At 65.0% G+C, this 18,494-nt stretch carries 15 protein-coding genes; 8 read left to right on the forward strand and 7 right to left on the reverse strand.

The window, feature by feature from the left end; translation table 11 throughout:
* Positions 1-514: 514 nt before the first annotated feature.
* The gene (locus ACHQ4I_RS27045; RefSeq protein WP_420774657.1) at positions 515-1,693 is read left to right on the forward strand and encodes a cytochrome P450 family protein; all 1,179 of its coding nucleotides are present in this window, start codon (positions 515-517) and stop codon (positions 1,691-1,693) included.
* A 123-nt stretch (positions 1,694-1,816) separates the two neighbouring features.
* Complete coding sequence (locus ACHQ4I_RS27050; protein ID WP_420774658.1) at positions 1,817-2,152, forward strand: histone-like nucleoid-structuring protein Lsr2; 336 nt, start codon at positions 1,817-1,819, stop codon at positions 2,150-2,152.
* A gap of 180 nt (positions 2,153-2,332) precedes the next feature.
* Here the strand turns inward: ACHQ4I_RS27050 and ACHQ4I_RS27055 are convergent, their stop codons facing one another.
* Positions 2,333-3,094 carry a hypothetical protein gene (locus ACHQ4I_RS27055; protein ID WP_420774659.1) on the reverse strand — a complete coding sequence of 254 codons (762 nt, stop codon included), beginning with the start codon at positions 3,092-3,094 and terminating at the stop codon, positions 2,333-2,335.
* On the reverse strand, positions 3,091-4,512 hold the full coding sequence (locus ACHQ4I_RS27060; protein WP_420774660.1) for a condensation domain-containing protein: 1,422 nt from the start codon (positions 4,510-4,512) through the stop codon (positions 3,091-3,093). Before ACHQ4I_RS27060 ends, ACHQ4I_RS27055 begins: the two co-directional genes overlap by 4 nt.
* A 279-nt stretch (positions 4,513-4,791) precedes the next feature.
* Here ACHQ4I_RS27060 and ACHQ4I_RS27065 point away from each other — a divergent pair, with 279 nt between their 5' ends.
* Positions 4,792-5,832 carry an alpha/beta hydrolase gene (locus tag ACHQ4I_RS27065; RefSeq protein WP_420774661.1) on the forward strand — a complete coding sequence of 347 codons (1,041 nt, stop codon included), beginning with the start codon at positions 4,792-4,794 and terminating at the stop codon, positions 5,830-5,832.
* A gap of 60 nt (positions 5,833-5,892) precedes the next feature.
* A complete protein-coding gene (locus tag ACHQ4I_RS27070; RefSeq protein ID WP_420774662.1) occupies positions 5,893-7,188 on the forward strand; it encodes an NtaA/DmoA family FMN-dependent monooxygenase in 1,296 nt (431 codons plus the stop codon).
* Between the two features lie 229 nt (positions 7,189-7,417).
* On the opposite strand, the gene ACHQ4I_RS27075 is transcribed toward ACHQ4I_RS27070, so the two are convergent.
* Entirely contained in the window at positions 7,418-8,779 is a 1,362-nt protein-coding gene (locus ACHQ4I_RS27075) for an NtaA/DmoA family FMN-dependent monooxygenase (protein WP_420774663.1), read from the reverse strand.
* Between the two features lie 11 nt (positions 8,780-8,790).
* Positions 8,791-10,005 (reverse strand): LLM class flavin-dependent oxidoreductase, encoded by a 1,215-nt coding sequence (locus ACHQ4I_RS27080; RefSeq protein ID WP_420774664.1) that lies wholly within the window; start codon positions 10,003-10,005, stop codon positions 8,791-8,793.
* Between the two features lie 361 nt (positions 10,006-10,366).
* Between ACHQ4I_RS27080 and ACHQ4I_RS27085 the strand changes: the two genes are divergently transcribed.
* On the forward strand, positions 10,367-11,155 hold the full coding sequence (locus tag ACHQ4I_RS27085) for a GNAT family N-acetyltransferase (protein WP_420774665.1): 789 nt from the start codon (positions 10,367-10,369) through the stop codon (positions 11,153-11,155).
* A gap of 44 nt (positions 11,156-11,199) precedes the next feature.
* On the opposite strand, the gene ACHQ4I_RS27090 is transcribed toward ACHQ4I_RS27085, so the two are convergent.
* On the reverse strand, positions 11,200-12,591 hold the full coding sequence (locus ACHQ4I_RS27090) for a lipase family protein (RefSeq protein WP_420774666.1): 1,392 nt from the start codon (positions 12,589-12,591) through the stop codon (positions 11,200-11,202).
* Positions 12,592-12,789: 198 nt separating this feature from the next.
* Between ACHQ4I_RS27090 and ACHQ4I_RS27095 the strand changes: the two genes are divergently transcribed.
* Positions 12,790-13,425 carry a TetR/AcrR family transcriptional regulator gene (locus ACHQ4I_RS27095; RefSeq protein WP_420774667.1) on the forward strand — a complete coding sequence of 212 codons (636 nt, stop codon included), beginning with the start codon at positions 12,790-12,792 and terminating at the stop codon, positions 13,423-13,425.
* A gap of 1 nt (position 13,426) precedes the next feature.
* On the opposite strand, the gene ACHQ4I_RS27100 is transcribed toward ACHQ4I_RS27095, so the two are convergent.
* Positions 13,427-14,803 carry an ABC1 kinase family protein gene (locus ACHQ4I_RS27100; protein ID WP_420774668.1) on the reverse strand — a complete coding sequence of 459 codons (1,377 nt, stop codon included), beginning with the start codon at positions 14,801-14,803 and terminating at the stop codon, positions 13,427-13,429.
* A gap of 395 nt (positions 14,804-15,198) precedes the next feature.
* Between ACHQ4I_RS27100 and ACHQ4I_RS27105 the strand changes: the two genes are divergently transcribed.
* Together ACHQ4I_RS27105 and ACHQ4I_RS27110 are read left to right on the forward strand one after the other, a co-directional pair.
* The gene (locus tag ACHQ4I_RS27105; protein WP_420774669.1) at positions 15,199-16,473 is read left to right on the forward strand and encodes a PucR family transcriptional regulator; all 1,275 of its coding nucleotides are present in this window, start codon (positions 15,199-15,201) and stop codon (positions 16,471-16,473) included.
* A gap of 79 nt (positions 16,474-16,552) precedes the next feature.
* Positions 16,553-17,467: an undecaprenyl-diphosphate phosphatase gene (locus ACHQ4I_RS27110; RefSeq protein WP_420774670.1), complete on the forward strand. Its 915-nt coding sequence runs from the start codon at positions 16,553-16,555 to the stop codon at positions 17,465-17,467.
* 18 nt (positions 17,468-17,485) lie between these two features.
* On the opposite strand, the gene ACHQ4I_RS27115 is transcribed toward ACHQ4I_RS27110, so the two are convergent.
* Positions 17,486-18,394: an oxygenase MpaB family protein gene (locus tag ACHQ4I_RS27115; protein ID WP_420774671.1), complete on the reverse strand. Its 909-nt coding sequence runs from the start codon at positions 18,392-18,394 to the stop codon at positions 17,486-17,488.
* Positions 18,395-18,494: the final 100 nt, after the last annotated feature.

Raw genomic sequence — 18,494 nt, forward strand, 5'->3', positions numbered from 1 at the left:
CGCACGATCCTCGCCGGTCGCCGATCCGCACGCAGTCGATGTTGCTGTGGACACAGCGACGCGGCATGTTCGTCAACCGAACACGGCCCGAAACCCGCGATCTGCCAGCTACTAGATGATGTGTAAAGCGGGTAATCGGGGGTTTGCGGCCGCGGTGCTGTACCGACTGGTTCGTGCTGCGTTCCCAGATGCCGAGGGGTATGCTCGCACCGTGATCGAAACGTGTTACGGTCGAACACATTTGGTGAACCGCTCGGTTTCGGACAGGCGCGTCGACGAAAGCGCCGGCCTGTGGGCGGCCACTGAGGTTCTATTCGCGTGAGGCCGTAATTGCCTGTGGATCAATGAGATCCATCCGCTTCGTAGCGTTCCGGTAGCAATATGCTCCGAGCCGCGTGAACGATAGTGGGCCGACGACCTGGAGACGGTCGTATACACAGGCGTGTAAGACCGTGCAGTTGAGCAGATCTCGCCGTTAACGTGCTATTCGTTCTTGGGAGCTACTTTCTTGACCATGTCACTGCATTCGCCGGAGTTCGCAGCCGATCCACACGGAGCGTACAACGATATGCGGCGCCGCCACGGTCCGCTGGTTCCGGTGGAGATCACCGGCGATGTGCCCGCGACGCTCGTGATCGGCTATCGCGAGGCATTGCACATCCTGAGTGATCCGACCCACTTCCCGGCGGACCCGCGCGGGTGGCAGTCCACTGTTCCGGAGCACTGCCCGGTGCTGCCGATGATGGAGTGGGGGCCCACCGCCAAAACAGTCGGCGAGGACCACGCTCGCCATCGCGGCGCCTATACCGCCAGTCTCGACAAGGTCGATCTGTACGCACTACGCCGCACGGTCGAAGCCATCGCGGTGCCCTTGATCAACAGCTTCTGCGAAACCGGTTCCGCCGATCTGCTCGGCCAGTACGCGATCCCACTCACCGTACAGGTGCTCAACGATCTGCTGGGGTTCTCGCCGGAAGCGGGGCAGGAAGCGTTCGCGGCCCTGATGGCACTGCGCGATGCGGCCGACGCGGCATCGGCCGAACGCAACGACCAGCGGTTCAATTCGGCGATATCGGACGTAGTAGCCGCCAAGCGCGCGAATCCGGGCGCGGATGTGATCTCCTGGCTTACCACACATTCCGCCCGGCTCGACGATGCGGAGATCGTCGCGCAGACGGCCATGTTGTACGCCACGGGTACCGAACCGACGTGGAACCTGATCGTCAATACAGTGGTGCTGATGGTGACCAATGACCAATTCCACGACGAGTTGCTCGGCGGCGCGCTGTCCATTCGCGACGCGATCGACGAGGTGCTGTTCACCGATCCGCCGCTGGCGAACTTTTGTTCTCGCTTTCCACGCCAGCCACAGATAATCGGGAACTCGTGGTTGCCGAAACATCAGCCGGTGGTGATCAGTCTGGCGGCATGTAACGACGATCCCGCGGTCGGTGGCGACCGGACCGGCAACCGGTCGCATCTGGCCTGGGGCGCCGGGCCGCGTTCGTGCCCGGCCCAATCGGTGGCCATGGTCATCGTCCAAGAAGCGCTCGACCAACTGCTCGACGCATTACCCGATATCGAATTGGCAGTCCCCACCGAGCAGTTGCAATGGCGGCCGGGCGCCTTTCACCGTGCCCCCACCGCGGTACCGGTGACCTTCCCACCGGCACCACCGCTCACTTTCGTATAAGTACAACGCGATAGTCGCGGTCGAGATCCACGTGCTTCGGGGTGGACCGAATCGATCGGCGGGCGGGCAGTCGTTATGATCACGTTTCTCTGCCCGCTGTCGACTCACGAAGAGGAAATGCCCATGGCACGCAAGGTCGTTGTGACGCTGGTCGATGACTACGACGGCAAGTCCCCCGCCGAGGAAACAGTGGCTTTCGCGCTGGACGGCGTCGAATACCAGATCGACCTTTCTACTGCTAACGCCAGCCAGTTGCGTGGGATCTTCGAGACGTGGACGCTCAACGCCCGTAGAACCGGTCGCACACCGCGGGGCAAGGGTCACACCTCTCGCTCGGCGAACGACCGGGCACGCACCGCCGCCATTCGCGACTGGGCACGTAAGAAAGGCATCACCGTGTCGGCTCGCGGACGGATTTCGGCCGAGGTGGCCGACGCGTACGAGAAGGCCAACGCGTAACCGGGCCACCGGGATTGCGCCGCCACGGCGTGGCTTCCCCGCGCCGTGCTCGGAGTTGGGTAAGCTTGCTGCGCTGTGCGACGTGGCGGCGTCCGCACAGCGAACGGGGAAGGGAACTCGCCCGGCGACACTCTGCGTGTCGCCGGGCGGGCCCGGAAAGTCCACGCTGAAGCAGCGCGGTCACGGGTCCGGATCGAGGACCGGGGTGGTGAGGATCTTCCAGAGTTCGGAGCAACTATTGGTCGGACGTAGGCATTTCCACACCGTCACTCCGCTGGAGATGCCCGGGAACCCGAGCGGGTCGTCGACTCGGATGATCGGTTCGACCTGGGAAAACAGCGGGCGCAGCCTGGATTCCACGGCACCGGTGGTGACGTAGAGAACCGTCGTGGCCGAATCGGGAGGTGTGCCGAAGAAGGCGAAGCCGCGGTTGGGGCTGTACACCGCAGGCAGATCGGCGCCGCCGAGCCGATCGATCGCCGCCGCCTGCGTGATCAGGAACGGACAGCTGGCGTACCCGAGCCCCGCCAGCAGTTGCGCGCCGCGTCCACTGCCGAATTCGCGGGCGAGCGCAGCGGCAGAGGCGATACCCGCGACGCTCATGATGATCGACGGAAGGCTTAGTGTGACAAGCGATCCCGGCGCGATCATGTCCATGAGCCGAGCAACGAGCGGTATCAAGGGGCCCTGGTCGACGTAGCCGACCGACAGTCGCCGACCGGCGGCCAGGAAGTACAGCTCGTCACCGAAATAGTCGTATCTGCCCGCCCGCACCACCAGGATCAGCCCGGCCGCGGCCGCAACCGCCGCGTCGGGTCCAACCGCGAACGGCGCCACAACCTTCGCGGACCCGACGGCCGTGCGGCCCATCGTCTCCACCGATGTCGTCGAGGTGATGTCCGAGACGACCGCATCCGCCGCGTCGTCGACCGCCCCGATCACGACAATACGGGGGCGGGCAAAGCGTATTCGCCATCGGCGGCCACCGCCGCGAAGATGGCCTTCAGCGCCGCGACGTACCGTCCGATCGCCTCGTGTGCCTGCGGTGTGTCGGGGAACAACAGGCTCAGCTGCGTCACGTCGGTGAACCGGTTGATCCAGATGTATACCTCGCGGGACAAACCACGACTGCCGTACATGCCGCCATTGATCTGGTCGAACATCTCGACGCCGGGGATCTTGCGCACGTCGACATACGACAGCATTCGCGCCGACCAGCCCGGTTCGGTGCGGATACCCAGCTCCGGGGTCGCCAGCTCGACAGCGCGATGCAACGACACGTCGATCAGCTCTTTACCGCGATCGTGGGCAGCCTGCGCGGCCGCCACCAGCGCGGTGAAACGGTCACCGGCCCGGACCGGGAACTCGACCGGAATCAGGTTGGTGTACCAGCCCACCGAACCCGCTTCCCCCGGCGTGCTGCGGGTGTTCGCGGGAGTGAGCCCGAAATACCAGTCCCCACTGCCCAATTCCGCCTCCGCCAGCGCCGCCGCGGCGAAAAGTCCACCCGTGAACCGCCCGCCGTGGCGCTGGCAGACCTGCTCGAATCGGACCGCGTCGTCTTCGCTGACCAACGGCACAGTGACCTGCGCACCACGGAGATAGCCCTGGTCACCGGCCGCCAGGTCCAGGGGGAATCGGGGAACGTCACCACCGTTGCGCCGCAATAGCTCCAGCCATGTGCGGATCTCGGGAGACCGCAATGTCAATTCCGAACTCGATCGGCGTTCGCGCTCACAATAGGCGATGTGCCCGTCCACGGGCGCGGATTCGACTTTGCCACCGGATAATTCGTTTCCGTAGAGCATCAGCAAATCGACACACGACAATGCCTGCGCGACACCGTCGGTATGTAGATGATCGACCGCCGCGTACACAGTGAACGACTCGGCGTGCTCGATCACCCCGAAACTACAGCAATCCCACCATAATGCGGCGGGCGTCTCCATCTCCACATGTGCCCGTATTGCCGCGCTGTCACCGAATTCACCGTGCTCGGTCGGCATGAATCGGATGGCCGACGGGCTCATCACATGCCGACGCACCGCGCCATCGGATTCGAAGGAGAACCAGCTCCAAAACGTGTCGTGGCGCCGCAGGAACGCATTGAAAGTCCTTGTCCAGGCGGGATAGTCGGGAACTCCGGGTATCGTGAAAGCGATCATGCACAAGCGGGAGACCGGAAATCCGGCCTCGCCATTGCGGCGCGCCGTGCGCAGATATTCCTCCTGCTGGTGCGACGGCGGAGTCGGCGCGATCGGCGCCCGCCGCGACGCCTCCAACGATTGCGGGGACGCCGTCCAACTTGTCAGCCTGCCCGGGGTGGGCACCCATTCCTCGATGAAACCGAAATTGACCACAGGTGCCCTCAATTCATGCAATTAGGGAGAGATCCCCGAGAAAACCGACGCCAGCCGAATGCGCCGCGATCCGGCGAGCGCCGCATCACGATCACCGAGTTAACGGCAGAAATCTGTTGATAGCCACCAAATTCGGCAATCTTGTGACCGGAACCAACCCGGATCGGATTCCACTGGGCCGCCGCCCAAATAGGCGGCGAATCGGTTGCCCGACAAGGCAATCGCGCCCTACCGTCGCCGAAAGTCCAGCTTGATCGATTGTCGCTCGGGAGGTACCGAATGGATGCCCGTACCGCACACGGCCTTCGCCGCGCGGCAGTTCGGACCGCAGGCATTGCCCTGCTCACGACTGCGGCATTGACAGTTCCGCTCGCCGGGCCCGCGGGCATTACCGTCGCGGAACCACAAGCTGGTCCGACCGCTCCCGACGGTTCACACCTGCGCACCATTAGCGCCGGAGCAGGTCGCATGCTCGACGTAGCCGTCTACTCCGCCGCGATGGACACCACCATCGCTCTGAAAGTCCTTCCCGCACAGAATGACTCGAGTCCTGCGCCGACGCTCTACCTACTCAACGGCGCGAGCGGCGGCAGCGAGGGCAGCACGTGGTTCGATCAGACCGATGTCGCGGAGTTCTTCGCCGACAAACACGTCAACATCGTCATCCCCATCGGCGGCACTGGGAGCTACTTCACCGACTGGCACAGCGACGACCCCGTCCTGGGACGCCAACGCTGGGCCACCTTCCTCACCCGCGAACTCCCACCCATCATCGACACCACCTTCCACACCACCGCCAGCAACGCCATCGCCGGAATCTCCATGGCCGCCACCTCGGTCTTCCAACTCGCCCTCACCGCACCCGGGCTCTACCGCGCCATCGGCTCCTACAGCGGCTGCATCCAAACCTCCGACCCCCAAGGTCAAGCCATGGTCGCCGCCGTGGTCGGCCGCTGGCGCGGCAACCCCCTCAACATGTGGGGACCACCCACCGACCCCACCTGGACCGCCAACGACCCCTACCTCCACGCCGACCAACTCCGTGGCACCACCATCTACATCACCACCGGCACCGGACAACCAGGACCACTCGACACACCCGACGCCGTCGGCAACACCCCCAAGCTGGTCGGGCAACTCACCAGCGGCGTCATCCTGGAGGCCATCACCAACCAGTGCGCCCGTCGACTACAGAATCGCCTGCAGGACTTGGACATTCCTGCGACCTTCGACTTCCGACCCACGGGTACCCACTCCTGGGGCTACTGGCAGCAAGACCTGCACAACTCCTGGCCTCATTTCAGCGCCGCACTCAACTGATTTGCGCTCCTCCTGATCGCAAATCTGTTCGGCGAGCGCGGAATACGGTTGGCTTCGGAAATGAGTTCTGCACGACGTCGGCCGTTGAAGACGGTCACCGGAGTCAGCGGCGCGGTGAGCGTCTATGCGGCCGCGATCGATCCGACCGAATCGACGGTGGCCTCCGCGATCGAGATCGCGAAGATCGCCGAGGCCAATAAGTTCGACGCGTTGTTCGCCGCCGACCTGTTGAGCTTCGGCGCGCAGGGGGCGATCGGCGCGCAGGAGCCGCTGATCTTCCTGTCGGCGTTGAGCGCGGTAACCACACACGTCGGCTTGATCGCCACGGTGACCAGCACGTTTCATCACCCCTTCAACCTCGCCCGGCTGTTCGGAACGCTCGACCATGTGAGCAATGGCCGCGCCGCCTGGAACGTCGTCACATCCTCGGTGGGCGAAGAGAATTACGGCGACCAGGACCTGCCGAGCCCCGAGGAACGGTATGCGCGTGCGACCGAATCGCTCGAGGTGATCAACGCGCTGTTCGACAGCTGGGAGCCGGGTGCGCTGACCCCCGACGGGCGCGGCGGCGCGGTCCTCGACGCGACCAAGGTGCGACCGATCGAGCATGCGGGACCGTACTTCACGGTGCGGGGCCCGCTCAATATTCCGCCGCTGCCGCAGCGCCGCCCGGTCCAATTCCAGGCCGGTCAATCGGCGGGCGGCATCGAGCTCGGCGCCCGCTTCGCTGAGGTGGTCTTCACCTCGCTACCGACTCTCGAAGACGCGGTCACCTACACCAAGACTGTCCGCGCCCGCGCGACCGAACTCGGCCGCGCACAGGGACTGCCGCTGATCATGAGCTCACTGCACGCGACCTACGGAGCAACCGAGGAGCAGGCCCGCCGGCTGGTTCGCGAGGAAGCCGCAGCGACCGACTTCGACGCGGGCCGAATCCGTTTGGCCGACATGTTCGGCGGCGACATCGATCTCTCGGAACTACCGCTGGACCGGCCGATCCCGGAAACCCTACTGCCGGAGCTGAATTCGGTGAACCGCCGCCGCGGTCGCGTGGAGATCTTCACCAAGCTCGCGGCATCGGGCCGCACGCTCCGTGAGCTGATCATCGCCTCGAAGGACACCGGCCACTGGGCCGCGGCCGGAACTCCGGAACAACTGGCCGACGCCATCGAAGAGCGCTACCGCGCGGGCGTCCTCGACGTCATTTCCCTGGGCGGTCTGGCCGATCCCCGCACCCGGGACTTCGTCACCAACGGACTCCTCCCCGAACTACGCCGCCGCGGCATCGTCGGCAACGACTACGTCGGCGACACTTTCCGCGAAAACCTCGAACTACCCCCGCTACCCGCGCGCTGATGCACTAGGTCGCCGCGGCGACAGCAACTGGCCCGGGAGCAGGTCTACATCGCCCAGGCCGATTCCGGTCGTGCGTACCGCACCAGGAACTCGATGCCACCGACGATGAGCCCCTGTGCTGCGTGATGATTCGCAGCGACCAGGAGCCATCGTGGTGAATCTGGATATCCCCGCAGCGGACAACCCCGAATCAGTTCCGTGGACTGCCCCCACCATCCACCTCAGTGAGTCAGGCGTCGGCCGATACCGCGGACCGGACATTCGGGAGACCGAGGTTATCGCGCAGCGTGGTTCCGTTGTATTCCGTGCGCAGCGCGCCGCGATCCTGCAGCAGCGGCACCACCTTGTCGACGAATTCGTCGAGGCCCCACGGCACCAGGTGCGAACCGAGGATGAATCCGTCGGAGCCGTCGTTCTGGACGAAGGTGTCGATCTGCTCGGCCACCTGAGCGGGAGTTCCGACCAGGGGTCCGCGTTCGAACTGATCGATCACGACCTCGCGGAGGGTGAGCTTCTTCGTCTCGGCGACCTGCCGCAGGCGCTCGACCGTCGCGAAACGATCCTGGTGCAGGAACGCGCGCCCCTGGATGATCGGCGCGGCATCGGGATCCGGATCGATATCGGGCACCGGGCCCTCCGGGTCGTAGCCGGACAAGTCGCGATTCCAGATCTGCTCCAACAGGATCAGCGCGGTCTGCCCGGTGACCTGCTCGTCGCGCACGGCGTGAAACTTCTCGATCGCCTCCGCCTCGGTATCGCCGAGCACGAAACTCGCCGACGGCAGGATCTTGATGTCATCGGCCGCGCGTCCCGCCGCGACCGCGCGCGCCTTGATGTCGCGATAGAAGTCCGCGGCCTCCGGCAGCTTGCCGTACGGGGAGAAGATGGCATCGGCGTTCGCGGCGGCGAATGCGCGGCCCTGCGGTGATACACCGGCCTGCAGGATCACCGGCCGACCCTGCGGGCTGCGCGGCACGGTGAACCGCCCGGAGATGTCGAATTGGCTGCCACGGAAGGCGAATGCCCCGGCATCCGGGCGGGCCAGGAAGCGGCCGGAATCCTTGTCGGCGACGAGATCGGCGCCATTCCATGAATCCCACAGGGCGCGAACGGCATTCAGCGTCTCCTCGGCCCGCACATAGCGGTCGGCCGGATCGAGGAATCCGCCGCGCCGGAAATTCTGACCGGTAAAGGCGTCGAAAGAGGTCACCACATTCCAGGCGGCGCGGCCATCGGACAGGTGATCCAGGCTCGCGAGCTGGCGGGCCAGTTCGTAGGGTTCGTTGAAGGTGGCGTTGATCGTGCCCGCGAGCCCCAGATGTTCGGTGACCGCGGCGATCGAGGCCAGCACGGTGAAGGTGTCGGGGCGGCCGATGATGTCCTGGTCGAAGATCTTGCCCGCGCGTTCGCGCAGGATGAGGCCCTCGGCGAGGAAGAAGAAGTCGAACTTGCCGCGTTCGGCGGTGCGCGCGGTGTGTTCGAAACTGCTGAAATCGATTTGGCTGCCCGCCTCGGGATGCCACCAGGACGTGTGATGATTGACGCCGCCGAGGTAGGCGCCCAGGATGACCTGCTTACGTGGAGTGCTCATGGTGACCTCGCTCAGGCAGTCGCGTAACGGTTGGGAACATTGGTAGGCAATCCGAGCAGTGCGCGCAGCGGGCCGCCCGGATAGCCGTTGCGGAAAACGCCCCGGTGTTGCAGGGCGGGGACGAGCCGGTCGGCGATGGCGGCCAGATCATCGACCGCGACACCGGGCCGCAACCGGAATCCGTCGATCCCCTGCTCGCTCCATTGGATGAGCAGTTCGGCGAGCTCATCGGCGCCGCCCGCGAAAATCCCGGCATCCGAGGCGAATTCGGCCCCGGCAGCCTCGTTCAACCGCGCAAGGCGCTGTTGACCGGTCGCTGCATCGGTATCGAGGAATACGACGATATCGGCATACACCCGCAGCGGTTCACCGACGCGGTCCACCCGTGCCGCGGCCGCCGCGACCTGCTCCAGAATCGCGCCGGGACCTGCTTCGCGGCTCGGGGTGACGAAGACCAGATCCGCACCGCGGGCGGCGAATTCGTACACCAGCGGACCGTGTGCCAAAGCCGTGACCACCGGCTGGCCCTGCGGTGGCCGCGGCGTAATGGACGGTCCGCGGACACTGAAGAAGCGGCCCTGGAAATCGATGTAGTGCAGTTTGTCGCGATCGATGAACCGGCGGGTGGCCACCTCGCGGATCTCCGTGTCGTCCTCCCAGCTGTCCCACAGCCGCCGCACCACCTCGACGGCGTCGACGGCTTCCTCGAAGAGATCGCGCACCCGACTCGGAAAGCTTCCCGACGCAACCGCTTCCGCGATTTCGGCGGCGGTCAGGTCGTGTACTTCGCGGCGTCCGAAATGGTCGGCCTCCTCGGCGGATCCGGACACCCGCACCTGCCAGCCCGCGCGCCCCAGCGACGTGTAGTCGAGCGTGGCGATCGACTTGGACACGTGGAACGGCTCGGTATGGGTGACCGTCACCGTCGGGATGAGCCCGATCTGCCGGGTGACCGGCGCGACGCGCGCGGCGATCAGGTTGGCGTCGATCCTGGCGCGGACCTGGTCGACGGCGTCATCGGTGGGCGCGTGCGACGGGCCCGGAATCCGCAAACTGTCCTCGATGCTCACGAAATCGAGCAGGCCGCGCTGTGCGGTGCCGACGAGATCCGTCCAGTATCCGGCGCTGAACAGTTCGGCGGGCCGGGAATTCGGCTCCCGCCACGCGGCCGGATGCCAACCCGCGCCGTCCAGCGCGACGCCGAGATGTAGTCGTTTCGGTGCCATCGTCTCCCGTTCCTGTGTTTGCGCGAAATGTCATGTGCTGCAACGCGCGAACCCGGTGTGAGCCCGCTCCAGCGTTGCGCCGCCGCTGCTTCGGTGGTTTCACCGATCGACGCCGGTATCCCGCGCCGAAGGCCCGTACCGAGTGGCCACATGAGGTTCGTCGCGGCGCCCGAACGGCACGATTCCGGTCCGGCACCGATGGTGTCAACGGTTGAGATCAGCTCGAGCGCTGGGAAATACGCTGTGGGCGAAGGGGTTTGCCGACCATCACCGGATATGAATTGCGATGAGCGCAACCGGTGCAAGCGGTCGTGCGCCTCGCTAACGTTCTCCGGTCGGACCTGTTGCGGAGGAGTGCGCGATGACCACCGAGTCGACCATCGATGTCGATACCTCACTGCACCCGCTCGACGACCCGGTGCGGGCGTCGCTGCGTGGCGAGCACCGCCGGTTCGCCAGTTGGGTGGGCCGCATCGGCCGCTACGACCCGGAGGTCGCCAGGTTCGTCGGTCATCCGGCGGTACTGGACGAACAGGATTGGGCCGACCTGGCCACCCTCCTCGGGCCGGGCGGCAGCACCGCGCTACGCGGCTACGGCCACGTGCCGCCGGACGGCTGGACGGTGCTGAACGAATTCGGCTCGGTGCAGATGGATGGCACCGCACTGCGCGTCGCCGACGATCCGGAAGTCGAGGTACTCACCGCGGCGGATGTGCCCGAGATCCTGGAGCTGATCGCCCGCACCGAACCCGGCCCGTATGCGCCGCGAACCATCGAAATGGGCACCTACCTGGGGTTACGGGTGGACGGCAGGTTGGTGGCGATGGCGGGCGAGCGCCTGCGTCCGCCGGGCTGGACCGAGATCAGCGCCGTCTGCACCGACGCCGAATTCCGCGGCCGCGGCTTCGCCTCGCGCCTGACCCGTGCGGTCGGCGCGGGTATTCGGGCCCGCGGCGAGACACCGTTCCTGCACGCCGTCGCCCACAACGCGACGGCGATCAGTTTGTACGAGACCTTGGGGTTCACCCTGCGCAAGCGCTCCCTGTTGACGATCGTGCAGGCACCATCGGCCGCCGACCCGGCACCGAACCAGCCGATCGCGATCCGCGGGTTGACGGGTCAGCGGACACCCCCGATCCGGCCGAAGTGAGTCCGAGCTGCGGCAACAGCCCGAGTTGGGCCATACCGAACGGCCTACCTGGGACATTCGTTCGGGGCGGGCTCGCCTCGTAGACGCCCGTCGATCCAGCCGATCTCCCCGGGCCAGCCGGTGAACAGGGCGATGATGTGCTCGCCGGGCTCGGTGCGGTGCACCGCGGGGACGCCGCGCGCGCATTGTTCGCGGTAGAGGTTGTCGCCGTTCTCGACGGGGACCCAGATGTCATTGGCGGCGTGGTAAATGTACAGCGGGACACCAGATTTCCGGTCGGTCAGGCCCAACCGCCCGAAGATCTTATCGGCGATGGCACTGTCCAGCGGGTCGCGGATATCGGCCGCGACGTCGATCGGTATGCCGACCACGCCGAGCGGGCCATTGCTGTCACCGCAGGTGTCCTTGACCGGGGAGGTCGCCGCCCACTGCGCCAGGTGATTCATATACCCGAGAATCTCCGGGTATTCCCGGCCCATCGCCAGCGCGACGACCAGCAGAATGCCGGATGCGATGTTTCCATTGAATCGGTGTGCGACCATTCGATAATCGGTCACGAGTCCGCCCATCGCCGCGCCCACCACCACACCAGCCAGTTCCGGCGCGTACTCGTCGAGCAGCATCGCGGCCGCATACGACGCGATGGCGCCGCCGGAATAGCCGCTCACGGCGAAATGACTGCTCGCGAATTCCGTTGGCAGCACATTGCGCACCGCGCGAATGGAATCCAGCGTCGAGCGCCCGGCGACATTCGGTTCCGCATACGCCATCCACGGACCTTCGTGATCGGGAATCAGCACCGCATAGCCGCGGCTGACGGCCCACGCGGTGCTCGGCGGGAACAGATCACCGGCATTGAACTTGCTGTGCACCCCGTGCGCCATCGAATAGCTCGGCGTGCAGCTGAGCCCGAGCGAGTTGATCGGCAACGCATTCACCAGCACCGGCCGCTCTCCCGGACCGGTCCACGCGGCGGCGGGAATCACCAACGTCGCGGTACCAAAGGACGGTGCGCCCGTCGCGTCCGTCGTACGGAACTTCAGCAGCACCGCCCGCTGAATCGGCAACACTACCAGCGGCGCGGAAGTCGCTGTCACATCCCGCCATTCGACGATATCGCCCGGTGCGAGCCGGTTGAGCCCATCCGGCCATTCGTCGAAGATCCGATCTCCCGACGGTGCGGATTGCACCGCTTGCCACAGCGCGGCGAGTTCCGGTGGCAATGTGCGCGACGGCGGTGATGGCGCCGGTGCGAGCGATGGCGCCGGAATGTGAGTATCGATCCACTGCTGTAGCTCGGACGGCGGCGAATCAGCTGGCGGCGTCGGCACTTCCGGGCGGTCGGAAGCGCTGGGGTGGGCGTATGCGGGCACCGGGCTCACCAGCAGTGAGCAGCCGGCCATGATCGCGACGACAACAGTGTGGAGCTTCGACATCTGGATCCTCCGGAATTCGAGGCCACTCCCCCCGAGAGGCCAGACTATGTCGCACTCGGAACCGAGCTCAGCGCGTTTTGGACTTCTCACGAACGAGGACGTCTTGGGTGTAGCTCAAGCACAAAAGTCGAAAACCACAGGCGCACAGCGATAAGATGAGCGAGGCTCAGTTATTGTAACCGCAGGTAGGAGGGCCCGATGCCGCCGAAGGCTGTCGGTCAGCGCCGCCGCCCGTCCCAAGAGCGCGCGAAGGCTACCCGCGAGCACATCCTCGACACTGCGGCACGGTTATTCGGGGAGCGCGGTATCGCCAACACCTCGACGAATAGGATCGCGGCGGAGGCGGGGGTGAGCATCGGGACGGTCTACCGTTACTTCTCCGATCGCAGTGTCATCGTGGAGGAACTGCTCGAGCGGCTGCTCACCGACGTCGAACGGCACTTCACTCAGCGGGTATTCGACGTGGCCGACAAATCGGTGCCGCGGCTGGTCGCCGACATCCTGGAGGTGATCACCGAGGAACTGGTTGCCAACGCGAAATTGGTGCGTGCACTGGTGGCCGGAGTGCAGTTCTACAACAGCGGTATCCCGGAGTTCGAACCGCGCCTGCGTCTGCTGGTCAAGGTGCTATTGATCCAATTACTCGGTCCAGGCGACGATCACGAGTACGACGTGATGACATTCGTGCTGCTCAATACGTGCTTTGCGGTGGTGCTACGCGCATCTGCCCTGGAGGTCGACAGCCAACAGCGCAAGGAAGCGATCGACATGACCGTGCGAATGATCGGCGCATGGTTCGACGTCGAGTCCAAAGACGTGAAGTATGCGTCGTAAGTCAAACTCGGCGGCCGCTTCGCCATCGCGCGTGCGCCCGCCCGATATCGGTTACCGGAGCCTCGTTGTAGAGCCACTCGCGCGCGATTCGATGCCAATTATTGGTCGTCCCCAGCTGGCCGAGCGCCGCGAATGTGAACAGGTCCGCACGCCGCGAGAAGACGTGCTCGGGCGGCAGTGATTGGTGGCGCATACCGCGGAATTCGGCGGCCCTCGGATCAACGGCGAACACCAATGCCGCGGTGGCGAGTTCGGGGGTGATCGTGATCTCCTCGTCGAGCAGATGCCATCCTGCCGCGGCCCATACGTATTCGAGGCATTCCTGTGCGGTGACACCCGCGTGGGGATCGATGATGCCGCGCCCGACCCAGGCCTCGTACAGGTCCTGAGCTCGGTATTCACCCGCGGCCAGCAGGCACATGCGCTCGAAGTCGACATGCGCCGGGTCCATCCGGTTGTAGAGCCCGAAATCCACGAAGCCCAGCCGGCCATCAGCCGCGAGCAAGATATTGCCGGGGTGCGGATCACCGCAGAATTCGTAGTCCGAAAACAGCGAACTGACGTAGAAGCGGTAGATCAGCTCACCGATCCGATCACGTTCGACCTCGGGAAGAGCTCGGATCTCCTGGAAAGACTTCCCTTCGACGAATACCGACACCAGCACATTGCGTGTGCAGTATTCCTCGACGCTGTCCGGGACCGTAATGAAGGGATGATCGCGATAGCGCAACGCAACCCGATGCTGGGTCCGGGCTTCGCGTGGATAGTCGAGTTCATTGCCGAGGTTCTGGGCGATCTCGTCCAATACGGCGCCATCGGCCGCGCTCGGCAGGATTGACTTCCACAGTCTGCTGAAGAATGCCAGATTGCGCATATCCGCCGCGACGGCCTCGTCCACACCCGGGTATTTCACCTTGACCGCCACCACGCGGCCGTCGTGCAATCTCGCCCGATACACCTGGCCGATCGAGGCCGCGGCAATCGGCGTCTCGTCGAAGTCGGCGAAAACCCGCGCCAGCGGCCCGAGATCATCTTCGATAACGTTCCGCATCGCGGCGAACGAGATTTCGGGAGCGCGATCCCGCAGTTCGGCGAGTTTGACCCGAAACAATTCACGATGCGATTCCGGCACGAGGTCGACGTCGAGAACCGACAACATCTGCCCCAGCTTCATCGCGGCGCCCTTCATGCCGCCGAGCACGGTGACGACTTGCTGCGCTGCTTGCAAGGCCGAACGTTGCGCCAAAATCTGCCGTGCCTCTTCGGTTCTCCCTACCATCGACAATCGAGTCCCCAACCCACGCACGGCCTGCCCCGCGGCCAGCCGACCCAGCCTGCTCCCCCGCGCCAGACGACCTTTGGGTACTCGACCGGCCACGATATGCACCTCCATGTGCCTGCGGCGCGTATGCCGCGCGTCACGATACCTACACCAGACGCGCGCGGGTCAAGAGCCGCAGCGGCTCGTCCTCGATCAGCCCGCTGCGTCGACCGACACTCGTGGCCGCCGCCACGGGCGATGATTCATCGACTTCTCGGGCACATCCGCACGGCAAAAACTGAGCAGCTGTATCGAGAATCCGTTGCCCAATGTCCTTCGGCCGCTGCCGTTTCGGCCATTTCCACTGGTCAACGTAATGATCGGCCAGTAAACAGACCGAGTCGTGAAGCAGAGTGGAAGGTGAGCGCGAAATCACTTTAAAGTTCGAAGGACCCCACCGGAGTACGACAGTTCACACCGGACAGCGGTGACCGGGCGAAGGAGAGTCGACGATGACCACCAACGAAACACTGCACATGGGTTTGACCGTCTCCGGTAAACCCATGTCCACCCCGCTGCAGGACGTGCGCACGGTGTCACGGCAACTGGTCGGGCATTTCGTCGATAACGTCTTCCCCTGCGCCACCCTGCCCGGTGACGTCATCTCCGGCGACGTCACCACCGTCACCGGCATCTGCCTCCAACTGGCCGTCAGCATGCTCGATGGTAAGGACATTCCGGCCAAGACCGACCGGCTCGCCGATGCCGCCGCCGGATGGGCCCGCGAGGGCGTGCCGATCGACACGATCCTGCACGCCATCCACGAGGGCTTCAAGATCGGTTTGGACCTCGTCGTGTCCAATGCGACCGCCACCGACTACGACAATCTCGTCGGCGGCGCCAAACTCGTCGTGACGATGCTGGACACCATGAGCGCCACCGTCGCCCGCGCCTACCTCCGCGAATACAAAGCCGTCGTCAGTGAACACCACACCGCGGTCCACACCCTGACCTCCGCGCTGCTCGGCGGCCACCCCACCTCCACCATGGCCCGCGAATGCGGCATCACCATCGCCGAGACGTATTCCGTACTGGCGCTGGCCATTCCGGCCCACGCCGACGAGGCACATCCGATGCTCGACGGCAGAGTCGTCGCGCGCCGCAAGCTGCGCCGGCTGCAGGCCGAACTCGCCATCCGCTGCGGCGATACCGCCCTGTCGCTGCTGTCGGTGGACGGCGGCACCCTGCTCATCCCCACCGGCACCCTCGCCGACGCCGAGCTCGACGAGTTGGTCACCAGATTGTCGAGCGCCGCGCGCGTGCCGATCACCGCGGCCGTCGTCACCGCCACTGCGGACCAGGTTCCGACCGCCGCCGACCAAGCCCACGAGCTGCTCGATATGGTGCAACGCCTCGCGGCCGTCCCGGGGCTGTACCGATTCACCGAAATGGCCCTCGAATACCAACTCACCCGGCCCGGGCCCGGCCGCGAAACCCTCGGCGCCCTACTCGATCCCGTCGATCCCCACCCCGAACTGCTGGAAACGCTGCAGGTCCACATCGGCAACAACCTGAACCGGCAACGCACCGCGCGCCGACTGCACATCCACACCAACACCGTCGACTACCGCCTCAGACGCATCGGCGCCCTCACCGGCTTCGATCCCACCGCCAACTCCGGCCTCTGGTATTTGCGGTCGGCGCTCATCGCCCGCACCTTCCGCCGGCACCCCCGAACAGCCGACACCCCAACGCAATCCAGCGCTCCCGTCCACCAACCCGACTGAGCCCCGCTACATCCTCCGCCGCACCGGATCGAGTGGATCACCAACGGGTGTCAGCGGATACGCATGCAAGAATCTCGCGGTGCTCACCTACCTTCAAGCGACTGTCATCGGTGCGGTGCAGGGGGTCACCGAACTGTTCCCGATCTCGAGCCTCGGTCACTCCGTGCTGGTTGCCGCATGGATCGGAGGTGACTGGACGAAGCTGGTCGCCCCGAACGAGTCCGGCACGGCCGCACCGTATCTCGCGTTCGTGGTCGCTTTGCACGTGGCAACCGCGGTGGCGCTGCTCGGCTACTACTGGCGCGACTGGTGTGCGATCGTCACCGGTTTCGTCACCACACTGCGGACCAGGCGGCTCGACACCGTTGCGCAGCGACTGGCGTGGCTGATCGTGATCGCCTCCCTCCCGGTCGGCATCCTCGGACCGCTGCTCGTACATCCGCTGCACGCGCTATTCGCCGGACCGGTCGACGCCGCCATCTTCCTGACCCTCAATGGCGTCGTGCTGATGGTCGGTGAGGGGCTGCGCCGGCGCAACGAACCCTCGCTGGCGGAATACGGGCGGCGATTCGCCCTCATCAAAGCCGCGAATACTTCTCGCCAATCCGACCGGCCGCTGGCCGCCCTCGGGGCGGGCGATGCCGTCGGAATCGGCTTCGTCCAAGCCGGCGCTCTGCTGACCGGGTTCAGCCGGGCGGGTCTGACCATGGTCGGTGGATTGTGGCGCGGTCTCGAACACACACACGCAGCCAAATTCGCCTTCCTGCTTGCCACTCCGGCAATCCTGGGCGCGGGATTAGTGGAAACACCGCAATTGATCGGACCGACGACCGAGGGCATCCGAGGGCCGGTGCTGGTCGGGGCCATCGTTTCCGGCACGTCGTCGTGGCTGGCGGTGCGATTCTTGGAGCGGCACTTCCAGACTCGCACACTCTTACCGTTCGCGATGTACTCGCTGATTGCCGGACTGCTCTCGATCGTCCACTTCAGCTGAACATCCGTCGACATCCCATCAGATGAGGTTCTTGTTCTTGCGGATGCGCCGACGCAGGTCCCGCATCAGCCCGTAGGTCGGGGCGCAGCGCAGGAAGCGCGGAATGAAGCGATTGACGAATCCGACGAACAGGAAGAGATGTTCGAACCGGCGCTGATCGGCGTCGCTCCATTCGACCTGGAGTTGTTCCTTGAAATGCGGTGCCAGGAATCCGATCGTCAAGAACTTCAACAGGTTCCGGAACGGCAGCCGCAGATACCAGTGGATCATGCGCAGATCGAGCAGATCGTCGAGGTAGGCGCGGACCTTGTCGTCGAGAACGGCGTGCCTGCTCGCCTCGTTCCAGTAGCGGTCGAAATCCTTTCTGGTGGCCGGCCACATATCCTTGGTGACCTGCACGCCGGTGGCCAGGGTGGAAGCGGTCTGATAGAACTGCTCGGCCTGCTCATCGTTCATCTTGCCGTGCAACAACTGGTAGGTGTCCTCGAAGCCGATGAAAAGGCAAGCGGCGACCCATTTCTGGAGTTCGCGGTTGAAGGCGTTGTACCTGACCGGGCTGTCGGGGCCCGACCGCACCTGGCGGTGCGCGACGTTGATCGCCTCCCGGTAGGCGTCGATCTCGTCCTGCGTGCCGAGGATCGACACGGCTAGGTACTGCGTCGTAGTCCTGGCCCGCTTCCACGGATGCACCATGAGCGCGCCGGACTCGACCCGGCTCTCCGAGACGCCATAGCCGACACCGGGGCGGGCCATCTGCATCACCACATTGGCCGCGGCACCCGCGAAATTCCAGAAGTCCAGTGCGTCAGCGAGTTTCAGCGGCCGCTTGGTCTGGGAACGATGGATGGCCGGAATATGGATCCGGGTTGCCTCCGTGGTCAGTGGCGCCAGCGTGGGCTCCGGCAGCGGTTGAGCAACAGCTGTCATCAGATTCCTTCCCATGTCTTCGCTACTCCTCATTGAGCCAGAGCACTGCGTGCGATGCATACAGACAGCGCTCACTGCATATGTATCAGAATAGACAGTA

The organism is Nocardia nepalensis, assembly GCF_048910785.1.
GTDB lineage: Bacteria > Actinomycetota > Actinomycetes > Mycobacteriales > Mycobacteriaceae > Nocardia > Nocardia nepalensis.

Bases quoted from the DNA above. Each gene is read 5' to 3' on its own strand.
- ACHQ4I_RS27095 (WP_420774667.1), top strand. From the start codon at position 12,790: ATGCCGCCGAAGGCTGTCGGTCAGCGCCGCCGCCCGTCCCAAGAGCGC.
- ACHQ4I_RS27075 (WP_420774663.1), bottom strand. From the start codon at position 8,779: ATGAGCACTCCACGTAAGCAGGTCATCCTGGGCGCCTACCTCGGCGGC.
- ACHQ4I_RS27105 (WP_420774669.1), top strand. From the start codon at position 15,199: ATGACCACCAACGAAACACTGCACATGGGTTTGACCGTCTCCGGTAAA.
- ACHQ4I_RS27050 (WP_420774658.1), top strand. From the start codon at position 1,817: ATGGCACGCAAGGTCGTTGTGACGCTGGTCGATGACTACGACGGCAAG.
- ACHQ4I_RS27070 (WP_420774662.1), top strand. From the start codon at position 5,893: ATGAGTTCTGCACGACGTCGGCCGTTGAAGACGGTCACCGGAGTCAGC.
- ACHQ4I_RS27045 (WP_420774657.1), top strand. From the start codon at position 515: ATGTCACTGCATTCGCCGGAGTTCGCAGCCGATCCACACGGAGCGTAC.
- ACHQ4I_RS27115 (WP_420774671.1), bottom strand. From the start codon at position 18,394: ATGACAGCTGTTGCTCAACCGCTGCCGGAGCCCACGCTGGCGCCACTG.
- ACHQ4I_RS27080 (WP_420774664.1), bottom strand. From the start codon at position 10,005: ATGGCACCGAAACGACTACATCTCGGCGTCGCGCTGGACGGCGCGGGT.
- ACHQ4I_RS27090 (WP_420774666.1), bottom strand. From the start codon at position 12,591: ATGTCGAAGCTCCACACTGTTGTCGTCGCGATCATGGCCGGCTGCTCA.
- ACHQ4I_RS27085 (WP_420774665.1), top strand. From the start codon at position 10,367: ATGACCACCGAGTCGACCATCGATGTCGATACCTCACTGCACCCGCTC.
- ACHQ4I_RS27065 (WP_420774661.1), top strand. From the start codon at position 4,792: ATGGATGCCCGTACCGCACACGGCCTTCGCCGCGCGGCAGTTCGGACC.